The sequence below is a fragment of the Clostridium sp. BL-8 genome (genome assembly GCF_002006495.1).
GTDB lineage: Bacteria > Bacillota > Clostridia > Clostridiales > Clostridiaceae > Clostridium.
This window is the reverse complement of record NZ_LZZL01000025.1, coordinates 18,122-38,524: the sequence shown is the minus strand read 5'-3', so window position 1 is coordinate 38,524 and position 20,403 is coordinate 18,122. Positions and strand designations below refer to the sequence as shown.

Sequence of the window (20,403 nt, the reverse complement as noted above, 5' to 3'; positions counted from 1 at the left end):
TATAAATAGTGGAAAAATTATTACTGAGTTATTCAATACAAATAGAAGTGCCTTAGGAAAAATATTGTTTAGTATTATTGCATATATTAATAAAAGTACGGTTAACATAATAATTCAAATAACAAATTTTATTAAATATCAATGACACTAAAATTTATTTGAGGAGGCAGTGAAGTTGAAGGAAAAAGCAAAGTTTATGAGGGAAGAATATTTAGTAATACCCGTATTAATTCTATCTGGAGTATTAAATTTTTGGAATTTAGGAATAGAGGGATATGCAAATATCTATTATGCAGCTGGTGTAAAGAGCATGCTTATGAATTTCAAAAACTTTTTCTTTGTATCATCTGATCCATCTGGATTTGTGACTATAGATAAGCCACCTATAGGCTTTTGGATTCAAGCCATATGTGCAAAAATATTTGGGTTTAGTGGATGGAGCATAATTTTTCCACAAGCTATTTCAGGAGTAATATCTGTTTGGGTTATATATTTTTTGGTTAAAAGATCTTTTGGGAATATAGCAGGAATAATTGCAGCGCTATGTCTTGCGGTAACTCCAATATTTGTTGCAGCTAGTAGAAATAACACAATAGATAATATTTTAGTTTTAACTTTATTACTTTCCTGCTGGGCTTTGTTAATAGCAGCAGAAGAAGGAAAATTCATATATCTTATAATAAGTATAATTTTTATAGGAATAGGTTTTAACATAAAAATGATTGAGGCATATATGGTTATTCCAGCTATATATATAACATATCTTTTATCTTCTGCGATTCCTTTAAAAAAAAAGTGAAACATCTTGCTTTGAGTACAATTATTCTTTTATTAGTATCATTATGCTGGGCTTTGACAGTAGATTCAATTCCACCAGTAAAAAGGCCATTTATAGGAAGCAGTACAAATAATAGTGTTATGGAACTCATAATAGGTCATAATGGCTTAGAAAGAATTGGGCTAGATGATAAGTCGAAAGCTGGCATTTTTAGATTATTTTCTAATAATAATATTTCAGATCAAATAAGCTGGCTATTACCATTTGCTTTACTTGGATTTTTGGCAGTAATAATGCATGAAAGATTGAAGTTTCAATTTAATAATAGGAAAAAGATATCTATAGTGTTTTGGTTTTTATGGTTAGCTCCGGAATTTATATATTTTAGTAGTACTAAAAGTTCTTTTCATACTTATTATCTAACAATGATGGCACCATCTATTGCAGCTCTTACAGGAATAGGGATCACTACTATGTTGGAATTTTATAAAGAAGATACATGGAAATCATGGATGCTTCCAATAACATTCATTATAAATGGAAGTACTGAAACGCTTATTTTATCCTATAACTATAATAAATCGAACGGATATAAGGCTACAACTTTAGCAACATTAATTATGTCCTTTATACCATCAATAATTCTAGTTATACTTAATCTTAGTAAAATTAGGAGTAAGAAAGATATTCACGAAGGGAATGACAGAGAAAATTATAAAGTAAATAAGAATGGAATATCAGATAAGATATTAGTATCAGTTGGATTATTAGGAATTCTAATTGCACCAATAGTTTGGTCGTTTACTCCAATATTTTATAAGATGAATGGAAGTAGCCCATCGGCAGGATTAGAGCTTGTAAGTACTATAGAAGATGAAGGTATAATTAATGATTCAAAGCTTATAAATTTCTTAAAGACTAATAAAGCAAATGAAAAATATCTTGTGGCAGTGCCGAGTGCGATGAATTATGCTTCGGATTTGATATTAAAAACTGGTGAACCAATAATGACAATAGGTGGATTCAGTGGGTCAGATAAAATAATTAATATAGATGAATTTAAACAATTAGTTGATAGCGGAGCATTAAGATATGCTATTGTTAAAGAAGGTGCTAATAGTGAAAGTTTTAATTTTGGAAATCCCAATCATCCTCTCACAGATTGGATCGAATCAAATGGAAAACGCGTTGATATAAATGAATGGCAGGATGCATCTGACTCAAATAATGAAAATTTAGATATAAATGAAGGATCTCAATTATACGATTTGAAATAAAATTAAATGTTTATTGGAGTGTTAAAAGAATATTTTTTCGTTATATGAAGTGAAAAATATTTATAACACAAAAGGGCTTACATGCCCTTTTGTTATAAATATACGTCTGAAAACTCAACATTTAGTGCATTAACTAATGTATTATTTCCGCCATTAAATAATTCTGAGTTCTCAATATCTAGATATTGATTTGCTGGTAAAGTTATTCTAAAAGTGCTTCCGCTATTAGGTTCGCTCTCCAATGCTATTTCTCCATTTAGAGCGTCTACTAATTTTTTTACAAGAAATAATCCAATTCCTGTTCCTTCAGCAGGCCTTGATAAATTGCTTTCCACTTGGCCAAATCTTTCAAATATAAGATTTTGTTTCTGCTTTGGGATACCTATTCCTGTATCAGATACCTCGATTATTATAGAATTTGTGTCTATATTTTCATCAAGGCTTACAGAAACGGTACCTCCTTCATCTGTAAACTTTATTGCATTAGAAAGAAGATTTAACATGATGCGTTCAAATTTCTCATCATCAATAGCGATTTTTTTATATAATAAACTACATTTAAAAAGTAACTTAATATTTTTTTGATTTGAATATAATTTTACGGAATGAGAAATTTGTTTTGTTAAAGATACAATATCAATATTTTGTATATGTAATTTAAATTGTCCTGAATTTAATCTAGTAATATCTAATAAATTATTTACAAGTCGCAGCTGTCTAAATGTGTTTTGTTTTATATTTTTTATTAAACTCTTTACTTTATCAGGTATATCATTTATGTATGCACTTTCAATTAATTGAATTGCAGAAAATATTACATTTAATGGCGTTTTGAATTCATGAGAAATTAAGCTTATAAATTCATCTTTCATTACAATGTTTTTTTCAGCTTCTTCTAACTTTTCATGTTCTGCTTTAAGAATGAGAAGTTGTTCTTCTTTTAATCTAATATTATTTTTTATAATATGTGATATATCATGTGAAAGAATTATACCACACTGAAAATTTTTATTTTCATCCAAAATAGGAATTCCATTAAAATCAAGATAAGTTTTTCCGTACTTCTTTTTTAGTATTACTCGTTGGTCTTTTACAATTTCGCCTTTCAAAACCTTATATGATGGCAAATCTTCTATAGTTAGTTCTTCATCATTTTCATTATAATATTTTTGCCCTTTAATCAAAGTTTCTCCAATTCTATCCAAAGTTACCAGGCTGTTATCTGCCGTTAGGACGTTCGTAAAAAATTTATTGGTTTTTGTGTATTTACCACTTTTGTTTATTATTGCTATACCATCGTATATGTTATCAAATATTACTTCAAGTTCTTTTTTTTGATTATACATAAGCTTTGTGTTTTTTACGAGTTCAGTAATATCTTGTGTCACTATAATCCCTGTTTCGAATTTATTATTGTCATCAAAAATAGGTATTGTATTACAGGAAAAATAATATTCTTTATTTAGTGATATATATTTTAGCTTTTGATCTTTCACTTTTATTCCTTTTAATAATTTATTAAAACATAGATCTTCTGAAGATAATGGATTGTTATGTAAATCATAATAGATGCCAGATTTAATTAAATGTTCTAAATCATCATCCTTATTATCAATATTATCAAACAAGTTTTTAAATATGTTGCTTTTCGTTATGTATTTCCCATGTTTATCAACTATTGAAATTATATCTTCAACACCTTCAATAATAGCCCCTAATTGTTTGTTTTTTGCTTGTATATGTTTTCGGCTAAGGACTCTATCAGTAACGTTTTCTAACATAGACATAACAAATTTTACTTCTCCATTTTCAGAAATTGGAGTAATAGTGTTGTCCCAGTAATCATTATGGTCTAAAAGAAATTCTGGCAATTCGGTTAAGTATGTAGGTTTATTATCTTTTATAGTTTTAAAAAAAGTATTCCTTGTGCCATATTTTTCAATGTTATCTATAAATTCATGTATGCATTTTCCATAAACAAGTTCCTTTTTATTAAAAGGTTTTGGCATGTAATCTAAGTATTTTTGATTTGCCTTAATAAGTTTTAAGTCATTAGCAGTATAAATTCCTATACCTATTTTATTATCGTTTATTAAGTTTTCAATGAAAAGCAGTTTATTGTCTAATCTTGAGTCTTCTAATTCATTAAAAATATATAAAGTACTGTTATTGTTAAAGTTTTTATATTTTTTTACCTTGATAAATCTTACAGCAAAGCTTTTAGTAAATATTACAGAATCAAATTCCTCCTCAGTTATGTTGATTTTATAGTTACCCCTAAATAACGTTTGTAATACATCAGTAATGTTTTTTCCACATAATTCGTTCTTACTGAATTGTGTTAGATCTAAAAAATTGTCGTTTACATCTAATATAATGTCATTCCTTTCTTTAATTATAGATTTTCGTACATGATATAATAAATCATTATTCAAAGTACTCCCCCCATTAGTATAGAAATAGATTTAAATTGCATTTTAGTATAAAAATATAATACCATATAAGAATATGCTTTACTATATTTTGAATTAGAAGAAAAATAATGAAAACTGTATAATTTATAAATATAATACTAATTTGTTATAAAAAAATAATAATAATTTTAGAGACAAATTAAGTAGAAATGATTGATTTGCCTCTATTTTTATTTAATTGCAAAATAATTAGATTAATATTAAAATATACATTATGTGAAAGGAGTTTGATACATGTCAAAATTTATAGTTTATTTTTCTATATTTGCAGTATTTGCTATATTGATTTATACATTCATATATTATACTGTACTAAAATTTTAGGATAAGGTTAAAAGAGATATTGGATTTTTATAACTTTAACTAGTTAACTTGGTAAACCTTTTAATTCACTCCTTTATTGTAGCCAAATGTGTAATAATATGCTAATATAATTAAAGAAAGTATTAATACTACCAATATGCCATTTCGGGCTTGATTGGTAGGATAATACTACATTTAATATAATGATTAAATAATTTAAATTGTCTATTAGATAAGGTAATTATTCATTTGGAGGTTTCTATGAGAGTTGTTAATGTCTCCAGCCTAAAAGGAGATGAAATACTTGGAAAACAAATTTTCGATGAATCAGGAAGAGTCTTACTTAGTGTTGGAGTAAAACTTAGACCCTATTATATTGAAAGAATTAAAGAACTTGGAATCATTTCTGTATATATTGATGACGAAATATCAAAGAATATAGAAATTGAGGAGAGTATTTCTGATAAAACAAGGCAAATGAGTAAGCATGCGGTAAAAGAGATGATTCAAATATATTGTCGTGAAGGAAAAACTGATAATAAAAGTGTCATGAATTCAGTAAACTCAGTTATTGAGGATATACTTTCAAATAAAGATGTTTTAATAAATGTTGCAGAAATAAGTGCAAGCGACAATAATATATATACTCATTCTGTGAATGTTTGTGTATTAGCTACAATAATAGGAACGCATATGGGGTATACCATGTCAAAGCTTAAAGATGTAGCAGCAGCTGCAATGCTGCATGATATAGGTAGAATAAAAATAATGAATGATAAGAAAATCATATCAGAATTTAAAACTAGGGAAGAATTGGATGCATATATTGAACTTCATCATCCAAAAGTCGGCTATGATTTTTTAGGTGAGCAGCATCAATGGAATGCCTATGTAAAGGTAACTGCACTAATGCACCATGAAAGAAGTGATGGCAGTGGTTATCCGTTAAAATTAAAAGGTAATGAAATAAATGAAATTGCAAAAATAGTATCAATATGTGATGAGTTTGATAATTTGATAACTGGTAAGAATGGATCTGAGCCTAAAAGTGTAAATGAAGTTATTGAATATCTTGTAGGAATGAGTAATATTTATTTTGATGGGGAAATCGTAAAAAAATTTACTAGGAATATAGCTGCATTCCCAACAGGAAGTGCTGTGATTTTAAGCTCAAACGAAAAGGGCTTAGTAATAAAGCAAAATACTTCTATGCCGCTGCGTCCAGTAGTAAAAGTTATATATGATAAAAGTGGAAATACAATTTCAAAACCGTATGAAGTTGATTTATTAAAAGAATTAACATTATTTATTTCAAAGGCTTGTGAAATTTAGTTTAGGGGAAGAGTTTTATGGGGGATAAGGATATGTATGAAATTATTAGGGATTCAGATGAATATGAAAAGTTAATTTATAATACTTTTCAAAAGTTCTCATATATACATAGCACTAATTATCAAAGTGAGTTTAAAAGATCATTTGAAGAAATAGGTAAGCTCTTTGATCTTGATAGGATTTATATTTATTATTTTTCTAAAGATCCTACTTTTATGCGGATAGATTGTCAGTGGAATAAAGAAAATGTAAAACCTAAAAGAGAAGTGGAAGAAGAGGAGGCGGTTTACGCATTTCCTTGGCTTATTCGAGAAATTAAAAACAATGGATTTGTTGCAATAAATAACAAGGAGGATATTCCTGATGAAGCCATGTTGGAAGCAGAGGCTTTTAGAATGGAGGGAATAAAATCTTCTCTTACAATTCCATTAGAAGATGAAGATAAATTAGTTGGTTTTATAGGTTATGAAAGCTTGTCTAGGTATATAACATGGGAAAAAAATAGTATGAAGGCATTAAAAGACATTTCGAAAGTTTTTTCATATACGAAAGCAAGAATAGAGAAGGAAAAAACTTATAAGTCGACAATTAATGGACAAGCGATTTTACTTAATAATTCTGAATCACAAATATGGGCATTGAAAAATGTTACTTCATATGCAACTGTTAATGAAGCCCACGCAAAGTTTTTTGGAAAGAACAAAGGGGATATGGACTTTCAGGATTTATATGATGTATTTGACATAAATACTGCTAATAAACTTTCGGAATTTAACTGGGAATTGTTTCAAAGTAATATGCCTATTATAAAGGAACTTGAGATTAAGAATTGGAAAGGCGAAAATAGATTATTAAAAATAAAAAGTAAACCTCAATTAGATGAAGTGGGAAATATAATGTATCTAATTTGTACAGCTAATGACATTACAGAACAAAGGAAAGCTGAAACTGAACTTTATAAAGCGAAAGAACAGGCTGAAGCTGCCAATATAGCAAAGAGTCAGTTCATTGCTAATATGTCTCATGAAATAAGAACACCAATGAATGGAATATTTGGTTTTCTTGAATTGCTGCAGTCAACTGATTTGTCAACTGAACAAAGAGAATTTATACGTGAAGCTAAATCTGCATCTGACATATTATTAGATATTGTTAATGATATACTGGATTTTTCAAAAATCGAAGCTAAAAAACTTAATATGGAGAATATAAAGTTTAATTTAAGGACTACAATTGAAGACGCTGTTTCATTGATAGCGCCAAAAGCTGCTACAAAAGGAATCGAACTTTATGCTATGATTAAATCAGGTGTGCCAGAAGAAGTTATTGGTGATCCATCAAGGCTTAGGCAAATATTAAATAATCTTATAAGCAATGCCGTGAAATTTACAACGGAAGGTGAAATTTCTGTTTCTGTAAATTACTTAGAGGAAGAAAATGAGATGGCGCTATTGAATTTCGAGGTGAAAGACACTGGAATTGGAATACGTAAAGAAGATATTAATAAGATATTTAAATCATTTAGTCAAGCAGATGCATCTACAACAAGAAAATATGGAGGGACAGGACTTGGACTTGCCATATGTAATGAATTAGTTAAAATGATGGGTGGAGAAATTTGGGCTCAGAGTGTATTTGGGGAAGGTTCTACATTTAAGTTTAATGTGAGATTAAAAATAGCGAAAAGAGCTAATAAACAGAAATTTGATTTTGAAAAATTTAAGAATATTAATGTTCTAATTGTAGATGATAATGAAAATAATAGGAATATTTTTAGTTCACACCTTGAAAAGACAGGTCTAAATATATTTCAAGCTGAAGGTGCCACTAGCGCCATTACTACAATTATTTCAAAGGCAAATACAGAAAATAAAATAAATATTGCTCTTATAGACTATCAAATGCCAGGAATGAATGGATATGAACTTGCAACAACATTAAGGACAATGCCATTTGCAAAGGATATTCAGTTAATACTTTTAACATCTGTTACGCAAAAGGTAGATGTAAAGTCTATAAAAGAATATGGATTTTCAACTCTTCTAGCTAAACCTGTTAAGAAAGATGACTTGTTAAGTTGTATTGCTAAAACACTAGGTTTGGAAAATGAAGAAGAGCAAGCCATAATAAAACATAATATTAAAAATTTTAATAATGCATTAAACCCAAAGATCTTATTGGTTGAAGACAATGAAGTAAATCGTAAAATAGTTATAAGGATGCTTAAATCTCGTAATATGACTTGTGATGTGGCGATAAATGGAAGTGATGCGTTAGATGCAGTGTCTAAAAAAGATTATGATGTTGTTTTTATGGATTGTCAGATGCCAGTTATGGATGGATATGAAAGCACGGCAAGAATAAGGCACCTTGAAGGGGATAAGAAACATACTACAATTATTGCGATGACTGCTAATGCAATGGCTGGAGATTGTGAAAAATGTATTAAGGCTGGAATGGATGCTTACATAAGTAAACCGATTGATTTTGATAAAATGTTTAAGATGATAGAAGAAAATATGAAATATGGAAATGATGAGCCCAATTATAATAAGATAATAGATGATAATATTGATCGCTTTGTTGAAGTTACGGGATTGGATAAAGATGATGCGATAGAAATATTTGAGGATTATATAAAGTGTCTTCCGGATTTAATATCAGGTATTGATGAAGCTATTAAAAATAATGAATTTGAGAAGTTGGCAAAATTGACGCATGAGTTAAAGGGCTCTTCTGGAACTTTGAGAATAACTTCCATTCATGAATTGGCAGTAAAACTTGAAGTAGAGGCTTTGAATCATGATATAAAAGGATGCCATGAGTTTTTCAAGCAAATCAATGATTTATTTTAGTAAACAGATATTAAAAATTAATAAATAGATTTAAAAATTAAAAGGTACAAAGGAGTTTTTAATATGAAAAAGGTATTAATAGTAGATGATTCGTCGTACATGAGGATGTTTGTAAAAAAGATAGTTAAAAAAGGTGGTACATATATAATGCTTGAAGCATCCACTAAGGATGAGGCGATTGAGACATTTAACAGTGCAAATCCAGAAATTGTTATTTTAGATCTGAATATGTCTGAGCTTAGAAAAGATGGAATTGATGTATTAACAGAAATAATGAGAATAAATCCTGAAGCGGTTGTAATTGTTATTTCAGCAGTTGGATATGAAGATGTAAAAGATGAGTGTATAGAGCTTGGAGCAAAGAGTTACCTTAAGAAACCTTTTGAAACTGAGGAATTATTACAGTTGTTAGAAAAATATAAATAATTAGAACAGTGTTTTAAATGAACTTCATACATAATAAATAGTTGCGTACATAATTAAAGATGATAAACGAAAAGCTATCCCTGAAAGGATGGCTTTTTATATTAAAAACATAATTTCTAACTTGGTAAAAATGTAATTATTTAAAAAAAGTGAAAATATAATGGATAAAGTAAACTTTTTATATCATTATTTATGATATGGTTTTCCATTATATATTTCACTCAGAGTTTCAAAAGTGAATTAAATTTCCTTGTGAGAAATTTAATTATTGTTATCATATTAAAGAGCTACCTTTTCTGCATTACAACTATTTATTGCGGAGATTAAGGTTACCTTTTCGTTTTCAATTAAGATATTAGTACTTTCGTTACTAGGTTCTTTCACTGTAACTACAAGATTTTTAGGGCCACCTATAGCTTCTATGGCATTATTGATGAGTTTAATAGCGTAAGAAAACACATTTTTCATATTTTTATTTGATGAAAATACAATCGCATTTCCAGCTTTAAGAGTTAAAATGCTATTTTGAATTATAGTTTCAAGTGAATTTGAAGATTCAACTATTATTCCGCTAACTAAGCAAGAATCATTATAAGCATTTAATTTATTATTCGTAGATAGTATTGAATAGTTTTTGTAATTATTCAATGCAGCAATGTTATCATGAAGAATTTCATCATATGAATCTTGTCCTATTTCTTTGCAGAACATGGTGCTGAGTTCCTCGAGGTGATTATTTAGTGTGCTAATAGCTGCATTTGTGATATCATTCCTTTTGTTAGTATCAAGATTAGAGTATTCTTCTGCGGCTACACAGGCTAATCTAATGGCATCATCCATAGTGTCAAATACACCGCAGTCCCCTTGACGATCTATTACAGTTGCATATTGAAGTGGTTTCTTTATTATCATCATTTTTATCTCCCCTTTTCCCTAATTAATAAATATAATTTTTATAAAAGTTATAGTATTGCGAAAAAATAGAATAAAGTTAAATAATTAACGTTAATATTTTAACAATTATAAAGAAAAAATATATATTGATTTCTCTATATCTTATTCAATATTATAACAATATGTTACTATTAATTCAATAGGATATTTAGAATTTTCTGAAATTTTGTTCAGACTTGTTAAAAAACTAACCAATTAGAGAGTGTGTTTTAGAGCAAAGCTATCATTATTGATATAATAATCAATGTTTTAACAAAGTCTGCAAGTTATTTAAATTAGGATGTGAAAATGTTTTATTATATAATAGTATCGGAATAATAATTCTTTATAAATGATTTGAAATAAAAAATGCAGTTCTTTTAGTCACTGCACCTTATATTTCTATCCAATATAATAATTCTTCTATAATAAACTTATGAGTATTTGTGCTAATTTAAATAAATCATTTGCTTTTGATTTTTTTTTCTTTATCTTTTCCATTACCGTTTTGTTTATGTTGTGGAGCTACTTGAGCAGGCTGTTCGCCTTGACTAATAACTAAATCAATTTTTTGACTTTTATCACAGTATGTACCGGCAACAGGAGATTGTCTGATAATTAAACCTTTTGGAATATTATCATTATATTCAGCTGTAATAGCACCAGGTAGAAATCCGTTTGAATTTATAATATTTTCAGCTGTATCTTGAGTTTTTCCAATAAGTGAAGGGACAGAAATCTTTTTCTCTTGTGGCAATTCTGCTTTATCATCTTCTTTAGTAATGCTTTTATCATCTGTATTATTAGTGCTATCTTTTTCATTATTCAATGTATTTGAAGCTGTAGTAGTATCTTTAAAAGTAGATTGTTTATAAAGAAATCCGCCAAGCATACCGCAAATTGTAAATAAAATAATTATCCCTATAGCTAAGGGGATTTTTTTGTTTTTTCTTTTAACAGTAGAGTTAGATGATATTCTTTTATCATTATCTAATATCATAGTCTTGGGAATTATTCTTTCGCTCATAATAACAGTAGAATTGTAAATCATATGAGATAAATCTTTATTTGTTTCAGCCATTAAAATAGTTGTTGAATCAAGTGATTTATTATTAAAGTTAACTTTGAAATTATTATCTTCTTTAATTTTACTTATAATATCAGAAAGCTCCTTAGCAGTTTGGAATCTATTAACAGGTTCTTTTTCTAAAGCTTTTAGGATTACTGCATTTATATTTTCTGGTATATTATCAGCAATTTCTTTTGGAGGGATAACAGATTTATCAATATGCATAATGGCTATGGAAATAGGAGAGTCACCATTAAAAGGAACTTGTCCAGTAATCATTTCATACATAACAACACCTAATGCATATATATCAGTTCTGGCATCTACTAATTTTCCTTTAGCTTGCTCAGGAGAAAAGTAATGTACAGAGCCTATTATATTGTGAGAACCGGTTATGGTTATAGAATTACCTACTTTAGCAATCCCAAAATCCATCAATTTAACAATATTATCTTCAGTAATTAAAATATTATCGGGTTTTATATCCCGATGAATTATAGTATTATTATGAGCATATTCTAGAGCTCTAGAGATTTGCAAAGTTATATCCAAAGTTTTCTGAAGATTAAGCTTTCCATTCTCTATCACTATTTGTTTCAATGTTTTTCCTTTAATATATTCCATAACTATATAATTTATATCATTATCTATACCTACATCATAAATATTAACTATGTTTTGATGCGATAAGCTGGCAATTGAATTGGCTTCTCTTTTAAATCTATTAATAAAATCTTTATTATCGCACAATTCTGATTTTAATATCTTTATAGCCACAAATCTATTTAGTAAAGTGCATTTGGCTTTATAAACAACTCCCATGCCACCTTCAGCAATTTTTTCGATTATTTTATATCTATTTGAAATTAATGTCCCTATCATATATGTCCTCCTACTAAAAACAGTAATGTATGTATTATATCACAACTAATTCTATGGACTAAGGTAGGAAAAAATTATTTTATATAATATATCCTTAAGAAAAACAAAATTAAATACATTCTTATTATTATGAGAAATAATAGTATAAAAATAATCTTCTAGTGGCAAATTATTTGTTGTATAAACAATAATATTAAATTAGGAGGTAATTGTTATGCAATTAGGTGGTCACGAAATGCATGATTTACATGAATTAACTATAAGCTGAGTAAATTCTATAACGAACATGGCTATGTTTATAAGCGCAGCTCAAGATATGGAATTAAAAGCAATGATACAATCTCATTTTCCAGCACATATTCAAGATTATAATATGAAGGTTGAATTTTTAAGTAAAAATAATGGTTTAACACAAAAACTTAATGTTCCTCAATTGAGTAAAACATTACAGGATTATACTAAATCACCAACTAATAATTTTCCCAAAATAACACCAAGAACACAAGTATATGAGATGAATGGCAGGGAAATAGCAACTGCATATCTTCTAACTTTGAAGAGAGCAGGAAGAGAATACGCATGGTCAGCGATGGAAGCAAGCAGTCCACAGGTAAGAGAATTTTTGAAGGATGCTTTTACTATGAGCTGTAATCATGCATATGAAGTTTGGCAATAGATGGTCAGAAAAGGGTATTATCCATTGGATACGGAACCCCAGAATACACTTGACACCATTTCAGCTATATATGATGAAGTTCGTGAGCTAGAATTAGTTTAGAAAAAATCTGTGTATTGAGATTAGTTAATATATAGTATGAAAATGACAAACAGTTAGTAAAGTTTATATTCCTAACACATATATTTTACATAGATATAAATTTATAAGGAATGAAAAAATATGTTTGGTCTAGATATGAAGGTATTTAATTATATTTATAGTAATTGTCGTCAGATTGGGAGTATATTTGGCTACGGGGCTTTTGAAGGGTTTATAATGTATGGTGGCTTAATTTCAATGGGGGTATTGAAATTCTTTGAAAATACCAAGAAATTAAAAAAGTGATTTCTTAGTGATATTTTGGGTTTTGTTAGTTGTATGTTTATCACTAAAATACAAGCATTAAATTTAATATAATTATAACTTTTTTCTATATATAACAAAGTTTACCCTTGACTTAAAAAAAATATTAGATTATAATAAGTGGAAATGCCATATCGGTGACTAATGCAGTCGAAAAATGTATAAGTTTGCAAACTGCAAATAAAACACAAGGAGTGGTTGTTTGATAAAATTTAATTGAAATTTACTAGAAGTAATATTTCTTTTAGTAGTATTTCATATGAATCTCGGAGCAGATTATTTGAATGTTAAACAAAAAGATTTTATTATAAATAAAACTGTTACAAGCAAATATGGCGATAGTTCTGAGATGGAAAATGCTGAAACAGAAAGGCATGAAGATCCAGCGGAGGAAAACACTGAAATTTCAGCGAATGACATAAAAGAAACACCAGCAGAAACTGAAAAAGTTGAAGCTGCACCGACAAAAGCTCAAGAAAACCAAAAACCGATAGGTGTGCCAATAAAGGCTGAATTAACTGCATACTCTAATGATCCAAAATGTTCAGGAAACTGGGGAGCACAAACAGCAATGCAGACGAAAACTAGGTTAGGGGTTATTGCAGCTCCATCGAAAATACCACTTGGAAGTAAAATTTACATTCCAGACTTAACAAATTATAAAGCCGATGGTATATTTGATGTTGAAGATAGAGGTGGAGCAATTAAAATAAAGAAAGATGGTACTTACGTAATCGATGTATGGGTGCCAACTTATGAAGAAGCCGAAGAATTCGGAAGAAAATATACAACAATCTATTTATTAGAGTAGTATCTACAAGTGAATTGAGAGGAATATAATTCTTGAGTAAAAATTCGTAATTCCATGCAGGAATTTTGATTGACGTTGGATTAAGATGCCTAAAGATTATTTTTAATAATCTAATGTGAAAGCCAGCACCGTTACAAGGTGCTGGCTAAAATTATAAATTTTTATTATCTTACAGGGCAAACTCCATTAGCACATTCTTTATCAATAATTTCATGCTCTTCATCGTCATCTAGTTCTGCAAGTAGTTCATAGTCTATAGGTTTAATATTTTTTACACGTTCCTCATAATCTTCTTTTGTTGTAGATTCATAAGGTAAAAGAGGATAAGTTTCATCCATCAGCGGAAGGAAAGTTATACCAACCACATAATCAAAGTTTTCATATAACCAATTTGCAACAGATTCCCATTCGTCATCTCTTACATGTACAGTTATTGAAGTGTTATGATCGGTCCAGTTTATCATTGAAAGTTTGTAAAGTTCAAGTTGTTCTATAGCTCCAACATCATATTTTGTTTTTCCGTCAGGAGCTTTTATTGGAAACTCTATAACTTTTGTTGTACAGTTTTCATCGCTTTGCCCATTTTCATTATAAATAGGATAGCATTTTAATTTTTCTATCATTTTGTATAATGGATCAGATACGGAAATTCTAACTCTTCTAATATAATAATTAGAATGTGAATAGTGTATTCCAGAACTTACACATGGAAGTGTTGAAAGTGAACCTTCTGGTTTAATTGTAGTCATAAGTTCTGGGGCTGAAATTTCAAGCTCGGCGCAATATCTATTACCTTCATTCTTTACAATTTCTCGGAGGTGCTTTAATAATTTTCCCAACTCTTGATAGCTCATATTAGTTTTGTTTATCATATCCATTATGCCAGTTAAGGAAATTCCGACTATCCTATCAGCCTGCATAATCTTATCCCAATCTGGAAGTTCAACATTTACTAAGGTCATTCTTATAGCCACTCTTGCAGATAATTTTATTATTTCTTCCAAGTGTTTAATATCTAATTCATGATCGTTATTTACAAAGGATACTAAATTATTTGTAGATAAGTTGCAACATTGATGTGAATTGAGTAAAATTTCTCCACATGGGTTGCATCCCTTAAAAGTAGATTTTCTTTTTTCCGCTTCCATCCCATTAATAAAGCCCGGTTCACCATTAATTTTTATGGAGTTTAATATTTCCTTTATTTTATCTAATGAAGGTTTCTCTTTGTACAATACAGAATTGTTGCTCATTTTTCTATGAGAAACTTCTGAGTTCTCAATCCAATTTCCATCAACTATTTTGTAAAGATTACTTTTGGCATTTATTACATCATAATCATCCTCATCACAGATAATCATCATGGCACTACGACGTACACCACCAGAAACTACATTTTCACTTATTATTGTTGCTATATCTAAAACATCAAGTGACTTTAAGCTGCCATCTGTGAGCTTATTGCAGACTTTATTAATCTTTTCAAACATTCTTTTTAATGAATTGTGCCCAGACGCCCTGCCACCAAATCTCTTTAAGCGTTCACCTTCTGGTCTGACATAACTATAATCAATTATGATTTTATGTATGTTTTCATACTCAGGGGCTGTAATTAATTGAAAATATGTTTCTAGAGCAGCGCACCAGCCTTCTTTGCTATCACCAACCTTAATGGCAGCAACAGATGAATCTTTATCATCTATAATAAGCTTTGTGTCTTCCATATATTCTTTTGGCATATATTTATGAACATCTTCAGTATATTGTCCAAGCAATGCTATTTTTCTTATTTTAGGCATCTTAGAGATTAAGTCACTATCAATTCTAACTCCTACACCAGAGCCAACCATAAGAAGATAAAATACATCTACAAAATCATGGAACTTTTCAATCATTGTAAAAGAGCAGTTATAATTTGAAAGAGGGTATTCCTTTACTATATCTGTTCCACCCATATAGAGAGTTCTTCCTGATGTAAAAGTTCTTAAATTGTATAAGTTATCAAATAAAAGTTCAGCTTCCTTTGTTTCATTTTGTAGATTTATATCTAATCCATGCTTCTTTTTAAATTCAATACCAAGTTCAATATTATATTCTGTTGTTCTAAGAACTGTTTCAAACCAATTTTCTCTTCTTTTTTTGTCATTTAAATATCTTGAGTAAGTTCTTAAATATACGAATTCACCAATATTACTTAAAGGTGTTTTTTCAGCCTCTCTATATTTACTCAAGAATTTTTCCGATAATATTTTACTCATGTATATTCCTCCAAGTATAAGTTTTTATATAGCCTAAGAATTTCTTATAAAACCTTATATTATTTCTAGTTATAATATTTTCATATGAAAAAGATATTATTATTTTAAAACATTTATTTGATAAATACAATATGTTGTACTGTAAAAAAAAAACGACACTATATATGGACATGTCCTCAGGTTTGATTTATGCTAGGATTCATAAAATTTATAGAATAAAATAAAATTTATGAGAAAACTATATCCATATTTTGAAAGAAAGTATGGATATTTATCAAAAAATAAATCTAATTAATTAAAGAAAAAAGCATGTGGTTAATAAGGATTGGTGGAAGAAGTTGTAAGAAAGTATTATGATATGTATTAGAGTAATAAGAAATGTAATTATATATGAAAATCTAATTGTAAATTTTTATGTTAATAAAATCAAATGATAGATAGTATCAAATAAATTAATAGGAGGAAGAGAAAATGAAAGAAAATGAGAGATTAAAAGTATATAAATTATCTGATATTAACAATTTAAAAATTCATGGAAGAACAACTGGATGCCTTGAGCCATTAACATTATTTTGGACTGGAAGCGCAATTGAATTAAATGTAAAAGGTTCGGAGTTATGGATTGAAGTAGAGTCGGATTATGATATATTTGAACAATGGATAAGCATAGTCATTAATTCAATTCCTGTAAGCAGGCAAATGTTAAACAAGGGAAGATATTGGATTTGTGTATTTAGAGGTATGGATGAAAAGGCTATGAAAAATGTTCGTATAATAAAGGAGGTTCAGCCTATGAGTGAAGATATAAACTGCTATATGCAGATACATAGAGCAAAATTTGATGGAGAATCTTTACCTATTAAAGATAAGTCATATAAAATTGAATTTATAGGAGATAGCATTACTTCAGGAGAAGGAGCAATAGGGGCTAAAGAAGAAGAGGATTGGATTCCTATGTTTTTTAGTTCAGTAAATAATTATACAGCAATAATAGCAGAAGCATTAAATGCAGAGTACAGAATTATTTCCCAAAGTGGCTGGGGAGTACTAACCAGTTGGAATAATAACCCACATGAAAATATTCCTGAGTATTATGAGAAAGTCTGTGGAGTTCTTAAGGGTGAGAAAAATAAAGCATTAGGTGTATTAAATGAAAATGATTTTAGTTTATGGCAGCCAGACATCATCGTAGTTAACCTCGGAACAAATGATGCTGGTGCGTTTGATTATCCAGAATGGAAAGATGAAATAACAGGAGAGATTTATAAGCAAAGATTAAATGATGATGGAAGTTTTAATGAAGAAGACATAGAAGCCTTTGAAAGGGCAGTAGAAAATTTCATTGTTAAGCTTAGAAAATATAATAGGAAAGCACATATTATATGGGTGTATGGAATGTTAGGTTTGCAACTTATGCCATATATTTATCGCGCGGTAGATTCTTATGTGAAAAGTACAAATGACAGGATGATTTCTGTTTTTCAACTACCTAATACAACAAGTGAAACAGTTGGTGCTAGAAGTCATCCAGGACTTTTAGCTCATGAAAAGGCAGCAAGGGAATTAACCGAATTTATAAAGGAAATTTTAATGGATAAGTGAAGATTAAAAGATCTAATGGTAATCTCTGCAGAGTGAATAAATTAATGGTTTAACTATATAAATAGCAGAACTTCCTTTTATTATTTAAGGGCTCTGAAAATTATATTTCCTGTTAATTAAATGTATAATTACAGAAATCCTTCAGAATGTGATTAAAATCACAGTTATACATGTGAAAGAGTGATATTATAACTTTTTGAGTGTATTATATATTTTTTGTGGAGAAAGGATTGGAAAACAATTGAATAAAGAAGAACTTAATTTACTAAAATTAGAAGGTTATATGCAGCAGCAGGATAAAGGGTATTTTTCACTTAGAGTTCTTACTTCAGCAGGAAACTTAAATTCAGGTAAGGTGCGCTGTTTATCAGATATAGCGGACAAGTATGGCAGAGGATATATTGGATTTACAACAAGACAGTGTATAGAAATACCATGGATAAAAGAGGAGTCTATTCCTGAAGTTAAAAGAGCCATTAAAGAGGCGCATATTACAACTGGAGGGACAGGCTATAGGGTTATTGCTGTAGCAGCTTGTAAGGGTGTTCTTTGTAAATATGGATTAATAGATTCACAAGAATTATCAAGAAAATTGGAAGAAAAGTTTTTAGGAATGGATGTTCCGGGTAAATTTAAAATTGGAATAAGCGCATGTCCTAATAATTGCGTAAAAGCGCCACTGAGTGACTTGGGGTTTATGGCTCAAAATGAACCTAGAGTTAAAGAAGATATTTGTAAAGGATGCAGAATATGTGAACGCGCTTGTAAGGTAAATGCAATTGAAATAATAGATAAAAAGGCTAAGATAAATTATGATAAATGTATTTCTTGTGGTCAATGTATAAAAGTATGTCCATTCAAGTCAATGAAGCTGAAAAAGGAAGGAATAGCAATTTATGTAGGAGGTAAGGGCGGAAGACAATTAAGGATAGGTGACAGAATTAGTAAAATTTTTAATATAGATGAATTGTCAGAGTTTACTGGAAAAGTCATTGATTATTATAAAGCCAATGCGAACAAAGGTGAAAGACTAGGTAGTACAATTGATAGATTAGGATGGAAGCATATAAGTGATACTTTAAATATTGAAAAACAGTAAATAAAAGATTAACCCAATATAACATTCTAATGTGTTAAATTATAAATAATTGTCATAAATATTAATAATAAATTTTTTGGAGGGCAATTTTGATAGAAAATAATATTAAGGAGATTTCACTTTTTGAACATTGTTTTGGTTACAAATTTTAGGAGATCATTCGAGATTTATTTTGAATTCACTTTCACCAAAGGAAAATCATTTTGTTCATAAAGCTAATGAATTTATTAATTTATTTGATAATTTGTTGGCAAAATCATGTAAGCTAATTTCAAATGAAAATCTTCATGAACTAAATTATAAGGCATATTCTGCTGCAATGAAGATAAGAGAATTCAAATTAATTATTCTATCTAAACAAATTGAAGATAAAATTTACATTAATCTTCCACCTACATTTATAAATCATATGCTTAACGAACTAGAAGAATATCTTACTATTTTAAATGATTTAATTAAAGGAAATATACCACAAATAAGCGATTTAAATCTTCATTTACTTTGGCTTCTTGATGGAAGTGGTCATGCACAAACTATAGCTAGCACTCTGGATATGACACAGAAGGAATTAATAAAAACCAGCAAGGAATATTCAAAAATATTTACTGATTTATACTTAAGAACAATAGAGTACAGGGGATATACAAGAACTGATATTTGTGAATTCCCAGCATTAAAAAAGCATAATATTGATGCTAATGAGGTGATGAGCTGCTTCAAAAATTTCTTGAAAGAATTAGAAACTGCAGTTCAAGAAAAAAAGGTTTTAGGTACCATATATCCTTTAATGCTTGACCATATGTTTAGAGAAGAATGCTATTATCTTATAAAGCTTTCAATGGTATCTAATATTGAAGCTCCAAATTGTGATTCGACAAAACCTAGGATTGAAGATTGAATATAAAAAAGGAATTAGGAACAAATATTTTTATTCAAATTTTAGAAATAAACATAGTGCAAATTTATTGGGACAGTAACTAGTTCTTTTATGAAATTAGCTACTGTCTTATTATTATCTGTAGTTTAACTAATTCTCATTTTTACAAATTGGATAAAGAAGAAGCTGAAAGTATAAATAGAGAGCTTGAAAAACGTGATGAAAATAAAGAATGAAGATTATTAGACAACTCAATTATTGACAGAAATGATTCCCAGCATTACAATAAAAATATTGTAAGACAGATTCATTTAATAATGAAGCGAAGTAATGAGAATTGTTCGCC

Annotated in this window: 11 protein-coding genes and 3 pseudogenes; 10 read left to right on the top strand and 4 right to left on the bottom strand. The window is 28.9% G+C overall.

Features of this window, described 5'->3' with window-relative positions:
* Nucleotides 1-175 precede the first annotated feature (175 nt).
* A pseudogene (locus CLOBL_RS10525) lies at nucleotides 176-2,055 on the top strand (glycosyltransferase family 39 protein).
* A 92-nt stretch (nucleotides 2,056-2,147) separates the two neighbouring features.
* Here the strand turns inward: CLOBL_RS10525 and CLOBL_RS10520 are convergent.
* Nucleotides 2,148-4,490, bottom strand: coding sequence for an ATP-binding protein (locus tag CLOBL_RS10520; RefSeq protein ID WP_077858987.1), 2,343 nt, complete (start codon nucleotides 4,488-4,490; stop codon nucleotides 2,148-2,150).
* A gap of 603 nt (nucleotides 4,491-5,093) precedes the next feature.
* Here CLOBL_RS10520 and CLOBL_RS10515 point away from each other — a divergent pair.
* The 3 genes from CLOBL_RS10515 (at nucleotide 5,094) to CLOBL_RS10505 (ending at nucleotide 9,445) form a co-directional block, all read left to right on the top strand.
* A complete protein-coding gene (locus CLOBL_RS10515; RefSeq protein WP_077858986.1) occupies nucleotides 5,094-6,164 on the top strand; it encodes an HD domain-containing phosphohydrolase in 1,071 nt (356 codons plus the stop codon).
* A gap of 32 nt (nucleotides 6,165-6,196) precedes the next feature.
* Complete coding sequence (locus CLOBL_RS10510) at nucleotides 6,197-9,019, top strand: response regulator (RefSeq protein WP_242953817.1); 2,823 nt, start codon at nucleotides 6,197-6,199, stop codon at nucleotides 9,017-9,019.
* 63 nt (nucleotides 9,020-9,082) lie between these two features.
* Complete coding sequence (locus CLOBL_RS10505; protein WP_077858984.1) at nucleotides 9,083-9,445, top strand: response regulator; 363 nt, start codon at nucleotides 9,083-9,085, stop codon at nucleotides 9,443-9,445.
* 279 nt (nucleotides 9,446-9,724) lie between these two features.
* On the opposite strand, the gene CLOBL_RS10500 is transcribed toward CLOBL_RS10505, so the two are convergent.
* Together CLOBL_RS10500 and pknB are read right to left on the bottom strand one after the other, a co-directional pair.
* The gene (locus CLOBL_RS10500; RefSeq protein WP_179117732.1) at nucleotides 9,725-10,360 is read right to left on the bottom strand and encodes an aldehyde dehydrogenase family protein; all 636 of its coding nucleotides are present in this window, start codon (nucleotides 10,358-10,360) and stop codon (nucleotides 9,725-9,727) included.
* A 481-nt stretch (nucleotides 10,361-10,841) separates the two neighbouring features.
* On the bottom strand, nucleotides 10,842-12,329 hold the full coding sequence (gene pknB, locus CLOBL_RS10495; protein ID WP_077858983.1) for a Stk1 family PASTA domain-containing Ser/Thr kinase: 1,488 nt from the start codon (nucleotides 12,327-12,329) through the stop codon (nucleotides 10,842-10,844).
* Nucleotides 12,330-12,543: 214 nt separating this feature from the next.
* Here pknB and CLOBL_RS10490 point away from each other — a divergent pair.
* The 3 genes and pseudogenes from CLOBL_RS10490 to CLOBL_RS10485 all read left to right on the top strand — a co-directional run bounded on the left by CLOBL_RS10490 (nucleotide 12,544) and on the right by CLOBL_RS10485 (nucleotide 14,221).
* Nucleotides 12,544-13,107, top strand: a pseudogene (locus CLOBL_RS10490) (spore coat protein).
* Nucleotides 13,108-13,227: 120 nt separating this feature from the next.
* Nucleotides 13,228-13,392: a hypothetical protein gene (locus CLOBL_RS27955; RefSeq protein ID WP_179117731.1), complete on the top strand. Its 165-nt coding sequence runs from the start codon at nucleotides 13,228-13,230 to the stop codon at nucleotides 13,390-13,392.
* Nucleotides 13,393-13,669: 277 nt separating this feature from the next.
* On the top strand, nucleotides 13,670-14,221 hold the full coding sequence (locus tag CLOBL_RS10485) for a 3D domain-containing protein (protein ID WP_077858982.1): 552 nt from the start codon (nucleotides 13,670-13,672) through the stop codon (nucleotides 14,219-14,221).
* Between the two features lie 164 nt (nucleotides 14,222-14,385).
* Here CLOBL_RS10485 and nrdJ read toward each other — a convergent pair whose 3' ends face one another.
* Nucleotides 14,386-16,479, bottom strand: coding sequence for a ribonucleoside-triphosphate reductase, adenosylcobalamin-dependent (nrdJ, locus tag CLOBL_RS10480; RefSeq protein ID WP_077858981.1), 2,094 nt, complete (start codon nucleotides 16,477-16,479; stop codon nucleotides 14,386-14,388).
* A 471-nt stretch (nucleotides 16,480-16,950) separates the two neighbouring features.
* Between nrdJ and CLOBL_RS10475 the strand changes: the two genes are divergently transcribed.
* The 3 genes and pseudogenes from CLOBL_RS10475 to CLOBL_RS10465 all read left to right on the top strand — a co-directional run bounded on the left by CLOBL_RS10475 (nucleotide 16,951) and on the right by CLOBL_RS10465 (nucleotide 20,078).
* Nucleotides 16,951-18,081 carry an SGNH/GDSL hydrolase family protein gene (locus tag CLOBL_RS10475; RefSeq protein WP_077858980.1) on the top strand — a complete coding sequence of 377 codons (1,131 nt, stop codon included), beginning with the start codon at nucleotides 16,951-16,953 and terminating at the stop codon, nucleotides 18,079-18,081.
* A 241-nt stretch (nucleotides 18,082-18,322) separates the two neighbouring features.
* Nucleotides 18,323-19,180: a 4Fe-4S binding protein gene (locus tag CLOBL_RS10470; protein ID WP_077859010.1), complete on the top strand. Its 858-nt coding sequence runs from the start codon at nucleotides 18,323-18,325 to the stop codon at nucleotides 19,178-19,180.
* An 89-nt stretch (nucleotides 19,181-19,269) separates the two neighbouring features.
* Nucleotides 19,270-20,078, top strand: a pseudogene (locus CLOBL_RS10465) (DUF2935 domain-containing protein).
* Nucleotides 20,079-20,403: the final 325 nt, after the last annotated feature.